Source organism: Bartonella sp. 1-1C (assembly GCF_002810325.1).
Classification (GTDB): Bacteria; Pseudomonadota; Alphaproteobacteria; order Rhizobiales; family Rhizobiaceae; genus Bartonella; species Bartonella rochalimae.
Window position 1 is genome coordinate 311,365 of record NZ_CP019489.1, and the last position, 20,486, is coordinate 331,850.

The 20,486-nt window shown below is 34.2% G+C and carries 11 protein-coding genes; 4 read left to right on the forward strand and 7 right to left on the reverse strand.

Features of this window, described 5'->3' with window-relative positions:
• Nucleotides 1–33 precede the first annotated feature (33 nt).
• Genes B11cv2_RS01285 through B11cv2_RS01295 form a run of 3 tightly spaced genes read right to left on the reverse strand, consistent with a single transcriptional unit; the run spans nucleotide 34 to nucleotide 2,805 of the window.
• Nucleotides 34–1,005, reverse strand: coding sequence for a WD40 repeat domain-containing protein (locus B11cv2_RS01285; protein ID WP_100693924.1), 972 nt, complete (start codon nucleotides 1,003–1,005; stop codon nucleotides 34–36).
• 10 nt (nucleotides 1,006–1,015) lie between these two features.
• Entirely contained in the window at nucleotides 1,016–2,050 is a 1,035-nt protein-coding gene (locus B11cv2_RS01290) for a GTP-binding protein (RefSeq protein WP_100693925.1), read from the reverse strand.
• Between the two features lie 11 nt (nucleotides 2,051–2,061).
• The gene (locus tag B11cv2_RS01295; RefSeq protein ID WP_100692979.1) at nucleotides 2,062–2,805 is read right to left on the reverse strand and encodes a creatininase family protein; all 744 of its coding nucleotides are present in this window, start codon (nucleotides 2,803–2,805) and stop codon (nucleotides 2,062–2,064) included.
• A 2,051-nt stretch (nucleotides 2,806–4,856) separates the two neighbouring features.
• Between B11cv2_RS01295 and B11cv2_RS01300 the strand changes: the two genes are divergently transcribed.
• Together B11cv2_RS01300 and B11cv2_RS01305 are read left to right on the forward strand one after the other, a co-directional pair.
• Complete coding sequence (locus B11cv2_RS01300) at nucleotides 4,857–7,547, forward strand: autotransporter outer membrane beta-barrel domain-containing protein (protein WP_158521538.1); 2,691 nt, start codon at nucleotides 4,857–4,859, stop codon at nucleotides 7,545–7,547.
• Between the two features lie 475 nt (nucleotides 7,548–8,022).
• Entirely contained in the window at nucleotides 8,023–10,866 is a 2,844-nt protein-coding gene (locus B11cv2_RS01305) for an autotransporter outer membrane beta-barrel domain-containing protein (protein ID WP_158521539.1), read from the forward strand.
• Between the two features lie 163 nt (nucleotides 10,867–11,029).
• Here the strand turns inward: B11cv2_RS01305 and B11cv2_RS01310 are convergent, their stop codons facing one another.
• The 3 genes from B11cv2_RS01310 to B11cv2_RS01320 are packed head-to-tail and all read right to left on the reverse strand — an operon-like array spanning nucleotide 11,030 to nucleotide 14,343.
• Nucleotides 11,030–12,856 (reverse strand): aminopeptidase P family protein, encoded by a 1,827-nt coding sequence (locus B11cv2_RS01310; RefSeq protein ID WP_100692982.1) that lies wholly within the window; start codon nucleotides 12,854–12,856, stop codon nucleotides 11,030–11,032.
• A 16-nt stretch (nucleotides 12,857–12,872) separates the two neighbouring features.
• The gene (locus B11cv2_RS01315; protein WP_100692983.1) at nucleotides 12,873–13,742 is read right to left on the reverse strand and encodes a 50S ribosomal protein L11 methyltransferase; all 870 of its coding nucleotides are present in this window, start codon (nucleotides 13,740–13,742) and stop codon (nucleotides 12,873–12,875) included.
• 1 nt (nucleotide 13,743) lies between these two features.
• Nucleotides 13,744–14,343, reverse strand: coding sequence for an SCO family protein (locus B11cv2_RS01320; RefSeq protein WP_100692984.1), 600 nt, complete (start codon nucleotides 14,341–14,343; stop codon nucleotides 13,744–13,746).
• A gap of 397 nt (nucleotides 14,344–14,740) precedes the next feature.
• Between B11cv2_RS01320 and B11cv2_RS01325 the strand changes: the two genes are divergently transcribed.
• Entirely contained in the window at nucleotides 14,741–17,746 is a 3,006-nt protein-coding gene (locus tag B11cv2_RS01325; protein WP_100692985.1) for an autotransporter outer membrane beta-barrel domain-containing protein, read from the forward strand.
• Between the two features lie 790 nt (nucleotides 17,747–18,536).
• Here B11cv2_RS01325 and B11cv2_RS01330 read toward each other — a convergent pair.
• The gene (locus tag B11cv2_RS01330; protein WP_100692986.1) at nucleotides 18,537–19,076 is read right to left on the reverse strand and encodes a helix-turn-helix domain-containing protein; all 540 of its coding nucleotides are present in this window, start codon (nucleotides 19,074–19,076) and stop codon (nucleotides 18,537–18,539) included.
• Between the two features lie 358 nt (nucleotides 19,077–19,434).
• Here B11cv2_RS01330 and B11cv2_RS01335 point away from each other — a divergent pair, with 358 nt between their 5' ends.
• Nucleotides 19,435–20,469 carry a DUF475 domain-containing protein gene (locus B11cv2_RS01335; RefSeq protein WP_100692987.1) on the forward strand — a complete coding sequence of 345 codons (1,035 nt, stop codon included), beginning with the start codon at nucleotides 19,435–19,437 and terminating at the stop codon, nucleotides 20,467–20,469.
• Nucleotides 20,470–20,486 lie beyond the last annotated feature (17 nt).

The window sequence follows — 20,486 nt, forward strand, 5'->3', positions numbered from 1 at the left end:
TAAAAGCATAAGAAGTAATTTATTGTTATGTTTTTAAGTGGTTATATTTATGATGCCGCATTCACCATTTTCACTGCCAAAGGCAAGGTAATGGCCTGTTTTATCCCAATTGAGTGCTGAAATAGCGCTCTTGCTACAAAGTTTAAGAAATATTTCTTTTCCGTCACTAAAATGTACACATGAAATTATTCCATCATTAAAGCCAATAGCTACAATTTCTTTACTTGGATGGCATGAAACTATACTAACAAGCGCATTTGCTCGTATACCAAGTTCTAACGGTGCTTTGCCTATTGGACCATCTTTCGTATGAAAAGGCCAAACGATTGCAGCTGATGCACCTGATGTTGCTAACCATTTTCCTTTTGTGCTCCAAGACCAGCTTTTAACTTTGCTTGGATAGCCACTCATGCGTAAATGTTGTTTGTCAGCAAGACGCCAACCATGTAAGGCATTCTCTTGCATTGTGGAAATTACATAATGATTATCTGGTGAGAAAATAACATCACAGTGTGCTCCTTTCCATTCTAATGTGGTTGGCACTGTTTGCGTCAACAACCAATGAAGGGTAACACCATTATAGTGAGCAACTGCAAGTCGTAATCCCTTCGGAGCGAAAGCTAAACCTTCTACACTGTATTTATGATAAAACTCTTGTAAACCTTTACCAATATTAGTTATCATCAAACGCGAAGATGCAAAAGCAAATACATTATGTGGGCCGAAAGAAACACTGTTTATCCATTTGCCTTTTTGTATGCCCAATATCTCTATGCGACCATCTGTTGTTGTTTTGCATATTTTCCCATCTTCTCCACCTGTTATAATAGCTGTCTTATCAGGAGAAAAATGGCTTGAAATTATGCCTTTATGCACTTCAATAATTTGTGGGCTTGGTTGAAGGAAAACAATCAAACCTTCTACTGAAACAAAAGCTGGCTTATCGTTAATAAAACCACAAGATAAACAATAACTTTTGAGATTGTAAGGAGTAATACTTGGCATTTTGACTCGTTTATATGCAATTTTCAAAATCAGTTTTTAATTTCTCAACATCGAGAGAACGACCAATAAAAACAAGCCGGCTTTCACGTTTTTCATTTTGACGCCATGGGCGTTGATGTTGGCCTTCAAGAAGCATATGTATACCTTGGATCACATAACGATCGTCATCTCCGTGAAACGCGATAATACCTTTTAGACGTAAAATGTTAGGACCCTGTTCTTGGGTAACTTGTTGAAGCCATGAGAAAAATTTTTCTTTTTGAAGAGCACCTGTTTTTAAACTTATAGAGGTTATCGTTACATCATGCATAAGTGATTTATGGCTGTGCCCATGATGATGTTCATGATCACATTCGGGACTACATACATGATCAGGATTTTCATGATTAAGAAAATGAGGATCGTTTTCTAGAATTCGTTGTAAGTCAAATGAACCACGATTAAGAATTTTATTAAGAGGAATGTTTGCACGTTCTGTTGCATAAATAATGGCATTGGAATTAATGGTATAAATAAGTGATTCAATATGTGCTCGTTCTTCTGCACTGACAAGATCAATTTTATTGAGCAAAATTATATCGGCGAAGGCAATTTGATCTTCTGCTTCTCGGCTTTCTTTCAGCTGAAGTGGCAGATGTTTTGCGTCAATTAACGTAATGACACTGTCAAGGGCTGTTTTATCACGTACAGTGTCATCCATAAAAAAAGTTTGTGCAACTGGAGTAGGATTAGCAATTCCTGTGGTTTCTATAATAATAGCATCAAATCGACTAGAGCGTTGCATTAGGCTTTCCAAAACGCGGATAAGATCGCCACGCACTGTACAGCACACACAACCATTGTTCATTTCATAAATTTCTTCTTCTGATTCAACAATCAGATCATTATCAATACCAATTTCACCAAATTCATTGACAATAACTGCGTAACGTTTGTTATGATTTTCATTTAAAATACGATTAAGAAGGGTAGTCTTTCCTGATCCAAGATATCCTGTAAGGACTGTAACAGGAATTTTAGGAGATGTATTGGGTATTGTTTCCATAATTATATCTTTCATTGTAATGCATCTATTTTAAATTTCTTGATATCGTCAAGTAAAGCGCGAAGTCCACAGAGAACATGGGAAAAAATTGCTTCACCTGCTTGTGCTGTTGCTTGGCTTGCATTTCCTGCTACTCCTTGTTCATTAAGATCATGCATCATCCATCCAAAAGCATGAGGTCCATAGGCTCGTAAATATTGATAATTTTGAATCATCTCAGCTTGCTTATTATGAAAATTTTCTGTTTTTTCCATATGTACTTTTTCTGGTGCTAAATAGAGCATTAAGGAGGTTTCAATAAATCCACCATGGATATCAAGATGTATCTGAGATGGGTCCATTAAGCCTTTTGGCAATCCGAAACGACTCCAACTTGTAGCTACTGCAAGCATTGAAAAACGTTTTCTTAATTCTGTAATGACGATATTCATTAAAGGCGCATTGCCTCCATGAGCATTAAGGATAAGAAAACGCCTGATGCCTTTATGATAACAATGTTCACCAATGTTTATCCAGCGTTCTATAGCCCCAGAAAAGGTCAATGTTTGTGTACCAATAACATTCATATGTTCTACAGAATAACCAATTTTTTCAACTGGTAAAAGTGTGATTTGAAATTGCTCTTTTGTTTCTAAGGTAAGTGCTTTTGCAAAAGATTCAGCAATAATCCAGTCTGTTTCAAAGGGAAGATGATTGCCATGATATTCATGTGCGCCCAGAGGTAAAAGGGCGAGAGGAAGGAGATCAGATACCATAAATTCATTGCCAAAAAAGAAGTGAATAGATTCACATGATACAATATGATGTAAGTAATTTTCTTCAACTTTAGTCCATATACAGAAGAAACGCAAATATAGAGTGTTTTTTGCATCGAAATATGTATGAAGTAAAATCAAACTTTATTTGAAGTGATGTTATGAATTATTGAGATGGCCTCATTAATTTTAGAGTAATTAATTCTGAGGAGTATAAAATGTTCTGGATAGAATTATGCTGCTAAAGGTAATGCATATTTATATATTTGAAAGATAGAATTTTCTTTGTATCTTACAAAAATTGTTTATTTTTTTAGTTTAAAATATGAAATTACAACTGTAATTTAGTTGTATTATTCTGTAAATAATAAATTATATAATACATATTGTGTAGCAAAACGATATATTTACATTTATTTTACTGTTATATTCTCGATTTTTATTAAGAGAAAATATAAATTTTATATTAGAATTATGATTAAGAAATTTATTAAATATCAATAATAAAATATTAATTTATTTATAAAAAAGTTTAAACTTTCCAAAGAAAACCGATACAGAAAATAATATAAAATTGCTAGTGATTTAATAACGTGTTTCACCAAAGGTTTTAGAATCTATAAAGAGGGACCATTCTAAAAAATATATTAAGATTACTCAATATCTTATCTGAAATAATTGAGATATCTCTAGAACAATGAGCGTTTAATATTGATAATTTAAGATTCAACTATAAAATGAGCGATGAGAAAATTTATAGTATATAATTTATTTCAATAATGATGATAACTTTATAATCGAGATATAAAAGCTAAGATAGCAGAATGAAGCACAAGTGGAATTGATTAATTTAAAAGATCATTTTCGTAGTTATTGAATAATGTGGTTATTGTTTATATTTTTACTTTATAATTAAGATAAGAAAAATCATATAAATATTTGAAAATAATATTTTATATTTCAATATGGGTAATAAAGTTAATTCTATAATAACAAATATTGTATTCAATACGTTAGAGGGTGATGCATAATTATATACCACCTTTTTTTGCCAGACTAGGAACTTTTGATAAATTATCTCTTCAAATCTTAGGATAGTGAAAAAAATCAAAACATTACCTTGAAATAAGTGATCAGGAATAATGAATGACATACATGTAGCACATGTTTATATGAATGGACTTTTGTCTATTAAGAGAAATATGATAATTTAAAGCTGCAATAAAAAAATATTAAAAGGTAAGTTTGTAAGTGCTTCTTTGACGAGTTTAACGAGAATAAATTTTGATGATGATTTGTTTTAATTGTTTTATTTTTGAAACGCAGTTGTAGGTTATTTACTAGCCTCTTGGTTACCTTTTACAATGCTCAAAGAGGTGTGTGTTATTTTCTGTATAGAAAATTTCCTATGCACATAGTTACGAAATAAAATGGGTTTTGCATTTTAAGATGCGTTCTAGTTGGAAAATATTGCTTCAACAATAGAAATATTTTTAGATATTTGGTCCAATGATTTATCAATATAGTGTTTCATAGTAAGCTGATATATAAGCATAAATTTACTAAAGCAGGGCTTTATAGGAAGAATGCTTTGGTTTTTGGTTAGAGTATTGATCAATTCTAATTTACCTGTCTGATAAATCTTTTGTGCAATCTTTTTTTATTATAGATTTATCTTTACATAAAACACAAAATGTATTAAATTATATAGAGTTTACTTAACTTTGTATTTCTGTATTTCTGATTTTGAGTGGGAGCTTTTCATATTTAAATGCAGGGGAGAAAGTTTGAAATGAATTATGATCAAAGTATTTAATAGTTATTTATATTTTTTTACAGCAACTATTTTTTGTTTTTTTCAGAATAGTGTGAAGTCAACCCCCAATCACTCATCTGAGTGTGATGAAAATAATGTAGGTTCTACGTTGACTTATAAATGTACTAATAGCGGGGAAAAAATAATCAACAATAAGAATTTTCAGGCAATAATAGCAGAAGGGAAAGGTGTAAATATTAACGGGACAAATATAACCCTTGGTGGTGTAGATAAAATGCCCAAAAAGGCTGGGAAGATCGAAAGTAATATATATGGTGTTGATGTATTGAAAGAAGGAAAAGTCGTTTTAACACAGTCGGTCGTGAGCAATACACATGTAGCGCTTAATGTAAGCAATGGAATAATTGGGATGTACAATGGTGTGATTAAAGAGAGCAACATAGCTGTTCAGGCGTTGGGAAAACCAACGAATGTTATTTTAATTAATTCACAGATTGAGACCAAAGACGGAAAAGCAAGCCTTGTGAGTATGGGGGGAGCAAATGTTGAGGTTAAAAGTGGTGGATTAATTAATTTTACAAACAGTAATGGGGCTTATACCGCGTTGGGAGGGAAAGTCACTTTCGATAGTACTCATATTACCGGAACAGGTATGACAAAAGAACAAAAAAATTACGCTGTTTTTTATATAGATCAGGGCGGTTATATTGATTTTAAGAATGGCAATATTAACGTTATTAATGCTTTTGGCCTATTAATCGACAATACGGTTGCTACTTCTAATTCTATTTCTTTGGATTCATTGGATGAAAATTTACAAACTGATAAAAGTAATATTAACATAACGAAAGCTAATATCGAAGGAGCAACTATCGAGGTAAAAGGAGATGAATTCTACGGTATATATTTTAGAGGAGAGAATCCAGCAGACAATACAATAGAGAAAGTAAATAATGCAATAGTAGGAGGCAAAGAGGATAAAAAAAATTTAGATATTGCAGATATTAAATTTCCAATACGACTTGTTAATTTAAAAGATACAAAACTGAACGTTGTAGGTGGTTCAGCTATTTATAGCGCCGGTGCTGCAGGAGGTAATATTAGTCTGTTCAACAGTTCTATTAGCGCTGATCATTTATTGTTAATGGCTGAAAAGAAATCTTCTGTTCTTGTCTTAGCTGATAATTCTTTACTGACAGGGGGGAGCTATGTTGATGAGAGCTCTACTGCTGAATTTTATTTGAGCGGTAATTCTGTATGGTTTTTAACACAAACAAAACAGAAAAATTCACAAGATTTAGACAATTTTTATATTTCAGTACTTGGTCTTGATAATAGTTCTATTAATTTTAAGAGATTCAAGTCTCCTGAAGCTTATAATTATAAAACACTTCACATTGGGAAAGGGGTTGGCGATGTTTATATTGCGAAGAATAATGCGCAGATTCATTTAAACACAAGTTTAAGTTTTAATGGTTCGTTTGATAGTCAGAAAACTGACAGAGTTTTGATCCATGGTAATGTTTATGGGGAAACTACAATTGATATACAAGCTATTTCAGAAAATCGAAGGGAAAACGTAAGTATAAGCACGGATAATGTTGGAAATACTCAGGGTATTTCGCTTATTCAAGTTTCTGGTACAGCGCAAGAACGTTCCTTCAAACTGAAGGGTGATTATATTACAGTAGATGCTTCTCCTTATCGATATAAGCTTTTTGCTTATGGTCCAAGTTCTCAATTAGGGCAAGCAGATCCGAGACAAAAATTGGTTGGAAAGAATGAGGAAAAAGAAGGTAAACCTAATAATAATTTTTGGGATTATCGGCTGCAAAGTGAATATATTTCTCTATCAGAACCAGAACTAGAACCAGTACCACCAGCGCCAGCACCATCGCCGGAACCTCCAGTGCCGAAACCAGCACCAGCACCATCGCCGGAACCATCAGTGCCCTCAAAACCTGAGGATCCGATAAAACCAGATTTTCCTAGCAAGAGAGTACTAGCGGTTGTGCCACAACTTCCAAGTTATTTGCTTTTACCTCATGCTTTATTTCATACAGGTTTGGTCGATGTAAGTAATCAACGTGAACTGTTGGAAATCATGCAAAGTGCTTCTCATGAAGCGGATAAAAAGAGAAAGACAAACTTTTTTATCCGTGGTTATGGTAGCAACCATCGTTATACTTCCAATTTGTCCGTTTTTGAATATGGTTATGGAGCTGATCTTGACTATAACAATGCGACAGCAGGAATTGTATTAAATACATTAGAGAGCAAACATAGTGCTTCGTCCTTTGGATTTATGGGCGGTTATGGTCAGCTCTCTCTTCATCCTCGTGCAGTTAAACACAGTCAAAAGAGTGTTTTTGATAAATGGTCTGGCAAGCTTTATGCGAATTTGGATCATGATACAGGCTTTTATGCAAATGGCTTTATCTCGTATGATTTTTTTAAGGGCGATGTTGTCACTCTTTCTCGGGGAAAAACAGCAGAACTAAAAGGGAGACTTTTGAATGCGTCTTTGACGGGCGGTCAGTCTATTATCACAGGCTATCATGATTTTATTCTTGAGCCACAGCTTCAAGTTATTTATCAGTCTCTGCTGTTTGATCAAGCGCGTGATATAGATCGGTTTGATATTGATTTAGGAAGCCATGATCAATTGGTAGGACGGATAGGTGGTCGTTTAATAAAAGCTTTTGCCTCTTCTGAAAATGCAGATGTTGTTTCCTTTTATACCAAACTTCATGTTGCGCATAGTTATGAAAAGAAGCGGATAGTGCATTTTAAAGATGCGTTTCAGTTAGGTGCATTTGGTTCTACAGTTGAAACAGGTACAGGTGTTCATGCCCAATTGTCTAATAGGATAGCACTTCACGGTGACTTGTTATACCAACATAAATTAACCAAAGCTGGCTTTTCTGGAATTAGTGTTTCTGGTGGCTTACGTTATCAATTCTAAATCAAGGATTGGTTTTGTATTTATCAGTTTTGCTAAAGCCCTAGAAAAATTGGCTAATGAGCCTTTTGCTGATCAGCCTTTTATCTATGCGTTTAATTCAGTTTTATAAATTTATTAAGAAATGCTTTTTTGTATTCAGTGTAAAGCTTAACTTTATTTATTGGATAGTTTTCATTTAGTAAATGCTAATAGAGAAATCCAATACGTAAAACCTTATTTTTATGATAATAACTTGAAGTGTGTTTATTTATTTAATATAATCCATAATGTATTCATTTTATTTTGAAAGGTTATTGGTATTTTAATGTTGCGCGTTTCTTTCTTTCTTTCTTTCTTTCTTTCTTTCTTTCTCATATTTAATACTCTTTTAGCTAGTTCTTCTTCTCCTTCTTCTGAGGAGGTTGCTTCTGTTAAAAAGTGTCAGAAAAGTAACACTGCGAAAGGTAAATCTTCTTCAAATTCGGACAAGACTACTATGAAATTGGGTACTCGTACTTTCGTGGTGAAAGTGTGTAAAGAAAGTGTAGATGGACAGATAATTAGCCAAACATATCAAATGGGAAATCATTCTAGACGGAATAAGAGTCAGGGTAGACGGAACACCGATGAATCTTCTGAAACCAATGGAGTAATTGGTATATATTCGATTGATGAAGAAAATTCCACTAGTGATGTTGATATAAAAAAAGTGCAAATTCTAGGCCCCAAAAACAGTGATACTGATATTTATATTGGTATACTGACCGGAGAATGGGGAACAATTGTTGCTGATGAATTGACCTTAAAAGACCTAACGATAGGTATTTCTGTTTCAAAAAATAGTTCGGTAAACGCGGACAATACATCGATAAGTAATAATAAGATTGCTGTTAAAGCTAAAGGTTCAAATGCTATAGTTGAGCTATTGGATACAAATATTTTAGTATTAAAAGGGGATAAAGGACTTTTCACTACAAAGGGTGGCTATATTAACATGCAGGGTATAGATAAATTGGATTCAGGCATTAATTTTATTCTGAGTACTGCAGTTTATATGAATACAGGAGAGGTTTCTTTAGAGAAAGTGAACATTATTAATAATACTATTAATGATTATACTTCTGGCCTGACGAACGAGAATGTAGATTATAGTCGTAGTGCTGCCGTTTATATGTATCCACAGAGTACTTTTGAAATGAAGGAAGGGAAAGTTCATCTCAAAAGTGGGAATGGATTTGTATTTGACTTTTCACCATATGAGGCTACAGAAGATTATGAGACAGTAGATGAAGATGGTGATGAGGATGAAGAAGATGAAGAAGATGAAGAAGATGAGGAGGAACAATCTGCATCTGTAAATAATGGAAATGGAGAGAAGGTAAGTGTAGAGCTTGAAAATGTAGACATTAAAATACAGGGTGATAAATATTATGGTGTGTATGGAGTACCTTCTGTTAGTAATAGCGACAGTAGTGAAAGGCTTTCAATTATTTCTTTGAAAAAAACAAATTTTATTGTTCCTAACAGTACCGCTATTTATAATGGTGTTAATATGGAGCTTACCTTTAATTTATCAGATACAAAACTCTCCGGTGATTTTCTGCTAGAAAGTACTGATGGGAGTATAAGCATTAAAGCTAATAACTCACAGCTCGAAGGGGGTGCTTTAATTTCTGGCGCAGCTGAAGCACGTTTGAAATTGGAGAATAATTCGACATGGACTTTAACAAAAAGAAAATCACCGATTCAAGAACAAGGGAATAAAGGACGTGATACGACTAAATCACTTATTTCTACTGTGACACTTAAAAATAGTAAAATTATTTTTGAAAAGCCAAGCGATAATGTTTATCAAACACTCTCTATTGGCACGGGGGATAGTCTTGTTTATACAGCAGAGGGGAATGCGGAGCTTTATCTTAATAGTTATTTAGATCAAGATGGTTCGAAGACGGATCGACTTTTAATCGATGGTGATGTATCTGGTGTTACTGTAGTTTCTGTTTCTACAACTGGAGGAAGTCTAGGAGATAAAACGGGTTCAGGAAATACTCAGGGTGTTTCGCTTATTCAAGTTTCTGGTACGGCACAAAAAGATTCCTTCAAACTGAAGGGTGATTATATCACAGCAGATAATTTACCTTATCAGTATGTTCTTTCTGCGTATGGTCCAAGTTCTGAACTAGGGCAAGCGGATCCAGGACAAAAGTTGGTTGGGCAGAACGGGGAAAAAGGTAAGCAATCTGATAATGATTTTTGGGATTATCGGCTGCAAGGTAAATATATTACTCCACCAGCACCAGCACCATCGCCGGAACCATCAGTGCCCTCAAAACCTGAGGATCCGATAAAACCAGATTTTCCTAGCAAGAGAGTACCAGCGGTTGTGCCACAACTTCCAAGTTATTTGCTTTTACCTCATGCTTTATTTCATACAGGTTTGGTCGATGTAAGTAATCAACGTGAACTGTTGGAAATCATGCAAAGTGCTTCTCATGAAGCGGATAAAAAGAGAAAGACAAACTTTTTTATCCGTGGTTATGGTAGCAACCACCGTTATACTTCCAATTTGTCCGTTTTTGAATATGGTTATGGAGCTGATCTTGACTATAACAATGCGACAGCAGGAATTGTATTAAATACATTAGAGAGCAAACATAGTGCTTCGTCCTTTGGATTTATGGGCGGTTATGGTCAGCTCTCTCTTCATCCTCGTGCAGTTAAACACAGTCAAAAGAGTGTTTTTGATAAATGGTCTGGCAAGCTTTATGCGAATTTGGATCATGATACAGGCTTTTATGCAAATGGCTTTATCTCGTATGATTTTTTTAAGGGCGATGTTGTCACTCTTTCTCGGGGAAAAACAGCAGAACTAAAAGGGAGACTTTTGAATGCGTCTTTGACGGGCGGTCAGTCTATTATCACAGGCTATCATGATTTTATTCTTGAGCCACAGCTTCAAGTTATTTATCAGTCTCTGCTGTTTGATCAAGCGCGTGATATAGATCGGTTTGATATTGATTTAGGAAGCCATGATCAATTGGTAGGGCGGATAGGTGGTCGTTTAATAAAAGCTTTTGCCTCTTCTGAAAATGCAGATGTTGTTTCCTTTTATACCAAACTTCATGTTGCGCATAGTTATGAAAAGGAGCGGATAGTGCATTTTAAAGATGCGTTTCAGTTAGGTGCATTTGGTTCTACAGTTGAAACAGGTACAGGTGTTCATGCCCAATTGTCTAATAGGATAGCACTTCACGGTGACTTGTTATACCAACATAAATTAACCAAAGCTGGCTTTTCTGGAATTAGTGTTTCTGGTGGCTTACGTTATCAATTCTAAATCAAGGATTGGTTTTGTATTTATCAGTTTTGCTAAAGCCCTAGAAAAATTGACTGATAGGGCTTTATCTCTAATTTCCAGAAATTAGAATATTCTATTTTTAAAATGAAAATTAGCTTTTTTAAAGCTTCCTTTAGATATTAATGTAAGGGTGTATTTGTTTTCAAAGAGGCATTGTAGCTTTCTTAAGCCATTTTTTATCTTCTTTATCAAGATATGGCGCATTAACTTGATAAACACGGGCGTGATAATCGTTAAGCCACTGTTTCTCTTGTTTTGTTAAAAGCTTTATCAGAATTAATTGTCGATCAATCGGACAATTTGTAAGTGTTTCAAATGATAGCATATCTATATCGCCATTAGTAATTTTTTGTGCTGGTTTGACAATCATCAAATTTTCAATACGAATACCAAAAGCTTCTTCACGGTAATATCCAGGCTCGTTAGAGATGATCATACCTGGAATAAGTTCTTGGCTTCCATAGCGTGAAAGATTTTGTGGTCCTTCGTGAACAGAAAGATAGGAACCAACTCCATGGCCAGTGCCATGTGCATAATCAAAACCAGCTTTCCATAAAGCATTGCGTGCTAAAACATCAATATCTTGTCCGCGCGTGCCTTTTGGAAATTTTGCACTTGAAAGAGCAATCATACCTTTGAGGACAAGGGTAAAACAGCGTTTCTCTTCTTCTCCAATATTTCCAATTGCTACTGTACGGGTAACATCTGTTGTGCCATCTCGGTATTGTCCACCTGAATCAACAAGATAAAGCTCACCTGCATTTAGTAATCTATTTGTCTTAGTGGTTACACGATAATGAATAATTGCAGCATTTTTACCGGCTGCTGAAATCGTATCAAAGGAAAGATCTTCGAGTTTCATTCCCATTTCTTGTGCTGTTATAATACGGAAGTTTTCTAATTTTTTAGCAGCGGAAATTTCATCAATTGTACCTAGTATTTGTCTATCTAGCCAAGACAAAAAACGAGTAAGTGCTATACCGTCACATAAATGTGCTCTGCGTGAACCATTGAGCTCTGTAGTATTTTTAATCGCACGTGGTAAGACAACAGGATCTGTTAGTCTAATGAAAGATCCTCCTGTTTCTTCAATAACTGTACGTAACTTTTCGCACGTTAAAAATGGATCTAAAGCAAAAACAGTACCTTGTTGAACATGATCTTTGATATTTGAAATAAGTTCTTCTGGTTCATATAGTTTTGCATAACTTTTTAGGTATTGTCTTTGTTCGTTACCAGTTTTTTGACTATCAATAAATAAGAGTGGTTTTTCTTTAATTGAAATGATAGCAAAACAAAGAGAAAAGGGAGAGTTAGAAACATCATTGCCACGTATATTGAATGTCCATGCAATAGAAGATGGATCTGTAAAAATAAAGGCATTGGCACCAGATTGCTTTATGTTTTTGCGAATTTGTGATAGTTTTTCATTGGTACTGCATCCTGCATATTTGAGAGGATGGATTGATAAAGGAGTTTGTGGATATTTGGGTTGATCATTCCAAATAAGATCAATGAGATTGGTTTCACTTTCTATAAGTTTCCCACCTATTTTCAATTCTAATGCTTGTCTCAATATAGCTGTAGCATTAATAGTATGAAGCCATGGATCAAAGCCAATTGAAAGTTTTTGTTTATTTTTCTCGAGCCATTGTGCTGGTGAGCAGATCGCTAAATCTTCATAATTAAAGATACAAGAATCAGTTTGTTGACGGACTTGAAGTTTATAACGCCCATCTGTAAATATAACAGCTTGATCTTTTAAAATCAATGCTATACCAGATGATCCAGTGAATCCAGTAAGCCAACCAAGACGTTGAGCATGTTTAGGAACATATTCTCCTTGATGTTCATCTGTATGCGGTACTAGAAAGCCATCTAGTCCAAAGTGATCAAGTTCTTTACGAAGAGCTGCAACGCGTTTTGCAGCATAAGCAGGATTTGTTCTTATTTCAAAAGATTGATACATAAAGATGTTCTTTCTTTTATTTCAGATGCAAAGTAGTCCATCCTTGTTGAGAATATGTTTCAATATGTTTTAAACCTTGTTTTACGTAAGCTTTTAGAACATCATCATGCTGTTCTTCAATAATTCCAGATAGTATAATAGATCCATTTTTTCGCAATGCTTGCACCATATTATGTGCAAGTTCGATTAAAGGGTTAGCAAGAATATTAGCAACAATAAGATCAAAAGGAGCGCGTGATGCGACTTTATTATCGCTAAAACCTGTAATTGTAATAGCTGTAACATAGTCTGTAACACCATTAAATCTGATATTTTGTTGTGCAACTTTAATAGCTATTGGATCTATATCAGCTGCAAGCACAACAATAGGTTTAAGCATCGCGATACCAATAGCTAATATTCCACTGCCTGTACCGAGATCAAGGGCATTTTTCGGGTTTTCATTTTGTATTACTTTGGTAATCATTTCTAAGCAGCCAAATGTCGTTCCGTGATGACCTGTACCAAAAGCTTGATTAGCTTCAATTTCGATGGGCAAAACATTAGGTGGAATGTTTTGTCGTTCATGACTACCGTGAATAAAAAAAGGACCAGCACGTACTGGTTTCAATTCTGCAAGACTTTTTTTTACCCAATCGATATTAGGCAAGATTTCTATATTAATTTTATGTGGGTCTATTGCAAGAATGCTTGAAAAGCGTTTAGAAGCGCTTTTCTGATTTTTTTGATCAACATAGAGTGAAATCTCATAAATAGTATTTTTGTCATCTATTTCTGTAAGAGAAAGAGGGTAACCTTCCTCTTCAAAGGCTACTTCCATACGAGCGTAAAATTCCTCTGCTTCATTTTTAAGTGCTGTCCAATATAGACGAATTTGTTGTGACATACTATTTTTTATTAGTGTAACTTGAAACGAGCTTTTTAAGCCGCGTAATAGCAATATCGTCTTTTAATTTATTCTCGTTTTCTTCAACATTATATGGAATAATTCCAGCTAGTTTACCACCTTTTTTTAGCAAGAAAATGGCAGCTGTGTGGTTATAGGTATAGTTGTTATCGTTTGTTCCGATTACTTTTTCAGAAACAATATTAAAAGAGGCAACCATCTTATGAACTGCGCTAGGGTCTCCACTTATACCAATAATTTTATCAGTAAAATTGCTTAAATATTCATGAAGCACCTCTGGCGTATCACGTTCAGGGTCAACCGTGACAAACCATACACCCAATCTATCCGCATCTGGACCAATTTCCATAAGCCACCGATTAAGATCCATAAGTGTAGTAGGGCAACTATCAGGGCACATAGTATAACCAAAAAAGATCACTGCAGGTTTATCTCGTATGTCGGCTTCAGTGATGATTTTACCATTAGAAGCAGTGAGCGTAAAATTCTCACCTAAAGGCTTATTTCTAAACGCATCATAGGTGAAAACACCAGCAAGAAATATAACAGTTAGCCCTAGTATCCGTATTATATTTTTCATAAACCAACTCTCTTCATATACAAGAATTATAGTAATTATAACTTAATTTTGCAATCACTGTTTTGAATAAAAAGTGTGTATGTTGATGAGTACGCAAAAATATATAAATAATATGTACTATAAGAGATATTTTATCTTAGATAAAAGATTGCATACTATCGTTTCGTATATTTTATTGCAAAAGCAATATGTGAAAAATGAATAGGTATTCGAAAGAATTTTTTGTATTCAGTATAAAGCTTAACTTTATTTATTGGATAGTTTTCATTTAGTAAATGCTAATAGAGAAATCCAATGCGTAAAAACTTACTTTTATTGTAATAACTTGAAGTGTGTTTATTTATTTAGTATAATCCATAATGTATTCAGTTTATTTTGAAGGGTTATTGGTATTTTAATGTTGCGCGTTTCTTTCTTTCTTTCTTTCTTTCTTTCTTTCTTTCTCATACTTAATACTCTTTTAGCTAGTTCTCCTGATTCTCCTCTTGTTGATGATGATGTTTCTGTTAAAAAGTGTCAGAAAAGTAACACTGCGGACAGTAAACCTTCTTCAAGTTCGAGCAAGACCATTATGAAATTGGGTGCTCGTACTTTCATTGTGAAAGAGTGTAAAGAAAGTGTAAATGGACAGATAATTAGCCAAACATATCAACTGGCAAATAATACTAGACGAAATAATACTTCTAGTAAGAAAAAAGTAAGCAGTGGAGTTGTTGAAACCAATGGAGTAATTGGTATATATTCGATTGATGAAGAAGATTCCACTAGTGATGTTGATATAAAAAAAGTGCAAATTCTAGGCCCCAAAAACAGTGATACTGATATTTATATTGGTATACTGACCGGAGAATGGGGAACAATTGTTGCTGATGAATTGACCTTAAAAGACCTAACGATAGGTATTTCTGTTTCAAAAAATAGTTCGGTAAACGCGGACAATACATCGATAAGTAATAATAAGATTGCTGTTAAAGCTAAAGGTTCAAATGCTATAGTTGAGCTATTGGATACAAATATTTTAGTATTAAAAGGGGACAAAGGTCTTTTCACTACAAAAGGCGGCTGGATTCAGATCCAGGGTATAAATAAATCGGATGCAGGCATTAATTTTACTCTAAGTACCGCAGTTTATATGAACACGGGAGAGGTTTCTTTAGAGAAAGTGAACATTACTAATAATAGTATTAATGATAATGCTACTGACAGTGTGGACAATAATGTAGATTATAGTCGTAGTGCTGCCGTTTATATGCATCCACAGAGTACTTTTGAAATGAAGGAAGGGAAAGTTCATCTCAAAAGTGGGAATGGATTTGTATTTGATTTTTCATCATATGAGGATCAAGAAGGTTATGATAAAGTAGATGAAGATGGTGATGAGGATGAAGAAGATGATGAAGAAGATGATGAAGAAGATGATGAAGAGGAGGAGAAAGAGAATGTAAATCTTGAAAATGTAGACGTTAAAATAGAGGGTGATAAATATTATGGTATGTATGGAGTACCTTCTGTTAGTGATGAAAATGGAAATGCGTCTGAAAGATCTGCAACTATTTCTTTGAACAAAACAAATTTTATTGTTCCTAACAGTACCGCTATTTATAATGGTGTTGAGGCGGAGCTTACCTTTAATTTATCAGATACAAAGCTCTCCGGTGATTTTCTGCTAGAAGGTACTGAGGGGAGTATAAGCATTAAAGCTAATAACTCACAGCTCGAAGGGGGTGCTTTAATTTCTGGCTCAGCTAAAGCGCATTTGAAATTGGAGAATAATTCGACATGGACTTTAACAAAAAGAAAATCACCGATTCAAGAACAAGGGAATAAAGGACGTGATACGACTAAATCACTTATTTCTACTGTGACACTTAAAAATAGTAAAATTATTTTTGAAAAGCCAAGCGATAATGTTTATCAAACACTCTCTATTGGCACGGGGGATAGTCTTGTTTATACAGCAGAGGGGAATGCGGAGCTTTATCTTAATAGTTATTTAGATCAAGATGGTTCGAAGACGGATCGACTTTTAATCGATGGTGATGTATCTGGTGTTACTGTAGTTTCTGTTTCTACAACTGGAGGAAGTCTAGGAGATAAAACGGGTTCAGGAAATACTCAGGGTGTTTCGCTTATTCAAGTTTCTGGTACGGCACAAAAAGATTCCTTCAAACTGAAGGGTGATTATATCACAGCAGATAATTTACCTTATCAGTATGTTCTTTCTGCGTATGGTCCAAGTTCTGAACTAGGGCAAGCGGATCCAGGACAAAAGTTGGTTGGGCAGAACGGGGAAAAAGGTAAGCAATCTGATAATGATTTTTGGGATTATCGGCTGCAAGGTAAATATATTACTCCACCAGCACCAGCACCATCGCCGGAACCATCAGTGCCCTCAAAACCTGAGGATCCGATAAAACCAGATTTTCCTAGCAAGAGAGTACCAGCGGTTGTGCCACAACTTCCAAGTTATTTGCTTTTACCTCATGCTTTATTTCATACAGGTTTGGTCGATGTAAGTAATCAACGTGAACTGTTGGAAATCATGCAAAGTGCTTCTCATGAAGCGGATAAAAAGAGAAAGACAAACTTTTTTATCCGTGGTTATGGTAGCAACCACCGTTATACTTCCAATTTGTCCGTTTTTGAATATGGTTATGGAGCTGATCTTGACTATAACAATGCGACAGCAGGAATTGTATTAAATACATTAGAGAGCAAACATAGTGCTTCGTCCTTTGGATTTATGGGCGGTTATGGTCAGCTCTCTCTTCATCCTCGTGCAGTTAAACACAGTCAAAAGAGTGTTTTTGATAAATGGTCTGGCAAGCTTTATGCGAATTTGGATCATGATACAGGCTTTTATGCAAATGGCTTTATCTCGTATGATTTTTTTAAGGGCGATGTTGTCACTCTTTCTCGGGGAAAAACAGCAGAACTAAAAGGGAGACTTTTGAATGCGTCTTTGACGGGCGGTCAGTCTATTATCACAGGCTATCATGATTTTATTCTTGAGCCACAGCTTCAAGTTATTTATCAGTCTCTGCTGTTTGATCAAGCGCGTGATATAGATCGGTTTGATATTGATTTAGGAAGCCATGATCAATTGGTAGGGCGGATAGGTGGTCGTTTAATAAAAGCTTTTGCCTCTTCTGAAAATGCAGATGTTGTTTCCTTTTATACCAAACTTCATGTTGCGCATAGTTATGAAAAGGAGCGGATAGTGCATTTTAAAGATGCGTTTCAGTTAGGTGCATTTGGTTCTACAGTTGAAACAGGTACAGGTGTTCATGCCCAATTGTCTAATAGGATAGCACTTCACGGTGACTTGTTATACCAACATAAATTAACCAAAGCTGGCTTTTCTGGAATTAGTGTTTCTGGTGGCTTACGTTATCAATTTTAGCCTTTTAAAGATTAGTCTTGTTTTTATTTTGAACAATTAAACAGTTATTTGTGAGTTTCGTTAAGTTGTTTAGCCAAACTCACAGACATTTCTATTTTATGCGTAGTTTAATTTCAGTAGTTAATCATTTTGAAATTCTTGTTATTACTTTTGATCATTCTATGAATGGAGCTTAAAGTTTAAACACACATAAAAGGAACATCTGATTCCACTCTATCGTGGGAAGAAATTAATGCTCTTCTTCAAAGTCAGAGTGTAGTACAAATTCAATACATAAGATAAAAATTTTTTATTGCTGCGTTCATAAATATTAAGGTCACAATTCTTTAATAGAAGTATTACATGTAACTTTTTTAATTTATTCAACTTCTATTTAAGGTATTTTTTTTGAATAGTTTAGACTAAAAAAGTAAATTTTTCTGTCCTTTTGAGATTGAACGCCAATACTATTGATTATGAACATCCTGAAATACCTAAAAACATATTGTTTGTACCTCACAATAGTTACTTGAAAAAACTTTCAATATATCTCCGATTTCAAAAGAGAGACTAATATGATAGAAAATCAATATGTTTTTTAAACTTCTGTGATTTTAAACAAAATTTTTGGAAATGATTTGTAATATGTAATTTTTTTAAATTATTATCAACAGATGCAGATAACGCTTAATTACTTTTCCATACACAATGGTAAGATGCCATAAAAAAGCTAATTTTACCAAGTAATAAAGACTAAGAGCGTCCTTATTACCTGATAATAAGGAAATCCTGTATACTTAAAATATAAAAGCTATTGATTAGAAAGTGTTTCTTTATGTGCTATACTACGAATGAGTAAATCGATAAATAAACTAAGAGCGTAAGAATTAGCTAGCTTTGCTTTCATATTAACAAGGGAAGTTGCTGCTTTAGGATTAAGACCGTTAGGAACACCTTGTGATAATAAGTATTGCTGTAATTTCTCATAAGAGCTTTCGATTTTTTCTTGATTTGGCTCATCACTATTTACACTATTTGTGAGAATATCTTCAAGCCCTTCGATTTTTTTTATGAAGTAGTCCCAGTCAAATTCTCCTTTAGTGTATTCAGTATCGAACATTTTACCTTGCCCAGTTAAAAGCCAATTGATATTGACCCCATACAACATACGATATGTTTGTAATACACTGAGATTAGGCTCTCTTTCTCCACGCTCATAAAAAGCAATAGAGTTTTTTGTCATATTAAATTGTTTGGCTAACGTCTCACGTGGTGGATCACCTAAGGCAATACGTATATTACGTAGACGTTTTCCAAATATAGTTTTCGCTTCTGTTTCAGGACGCGCCATGAATTATCTCCCTCAAATAAATCATTACGGTGTGGGCTTTTGTCCATAAAGGCACACAATGTACCATTATACCATTACTTTATAATAACATTTGTAGTCAACATTTATAATTTTAGTTCTCTTATTTTTTTAACTTTTTAGTGAAAATTAAAAAAAAACTATAAATTTTTATTAGTATTTTATAATTATTTATCTTTTTATCTTGAAAAAAATAAATTTGTCAAATTTTCTCTTGTTTTTTCTCAAAGAGATTCCATATAATTCCTTTTGTGTATATTATGCATTTTATATTGTGTCTTAGATACGGTACTTCGATTATACAAATGTAGGTTGAAGAAATGGACTTTGAGGAACAATCATGGCCCTGTTAGGTTATTTTAGATGGGCTTTTTTCTTCACAATTATCGGTATTTTGGGAGGAGCGCTTATTGGTTGGCTGGAAACAGGGACCATTGTTGGCTGTTTTAAATATTTTTTTATTTGCTGTGTTTTAGGAATTTTAGAAATTTCTTTATCTTTTGATAATTCTATTATCAATGCACGTTTTCTTGGAAAAATGAATCAATTATGGCGCGATCGTTTTTTGACATGGGGCATTTTGATCGCGGTGTTTGGTATGCGAATTATTTTTCCATTATTGGTGGTTGCTGTTGCTGCTTGGATTAATCCAATTGCTGCAGTTCAATTGGCAATATGGGAGCCTCATCAATATGCTGCAATTTTAATGGATGCTCATAACAGTATTGCAGCTTTTGGTGGAACTTTCCTTATGATGGTTGGCTTAAAATATTTTTTTGATCCAGAAAAAAAAGTACATTGGCTGACTTTTATAGAAAAGCCAGCTCAAAGGCTGAGTTCATTCGTGAGAATTGATATTATAATTATTCTGATTCTCATGTTATTTTTTTCAGGTCAGATTATAGCAGAAAATAAGTTAACTGTTTTATTAGCAATGCTTTATGGGCTTTTGACATTTTTGTTTGTCGAAGCAACTTGTTCACTTTTGGATTCTCAAAAAAATACTTTGATTACAGTTTCTAAAGGAGGAGCAGGTTTGTTTCTTTATTTAGAAGTTTTAGATGCTAGTTTTTCTTTTGATGGTGTTGTGGGTGCTTTTGCCTTTTCTCATAATCTTTTTATCATTGCTATTGGTCTTGGTATTGGTGCATTTTACGTAAGAGCTATAACGATCATGTTGTTTGAAACAGGAACGTTATTGCATTATCGTTATCTGGAGCATGGCGCTTTTTATGCAATTTTAGTCTTGGCTGTGATTATGTATACGCAAATTATTATATCTATTCCTGAAGCATTAACAGGGCTCATTGGTATATGTATTATTGGAATGGCATTTTATTCTTCTCTTCGTTTTAAATCTAATCATCTCAGATGAATAAATTACATTGCAAT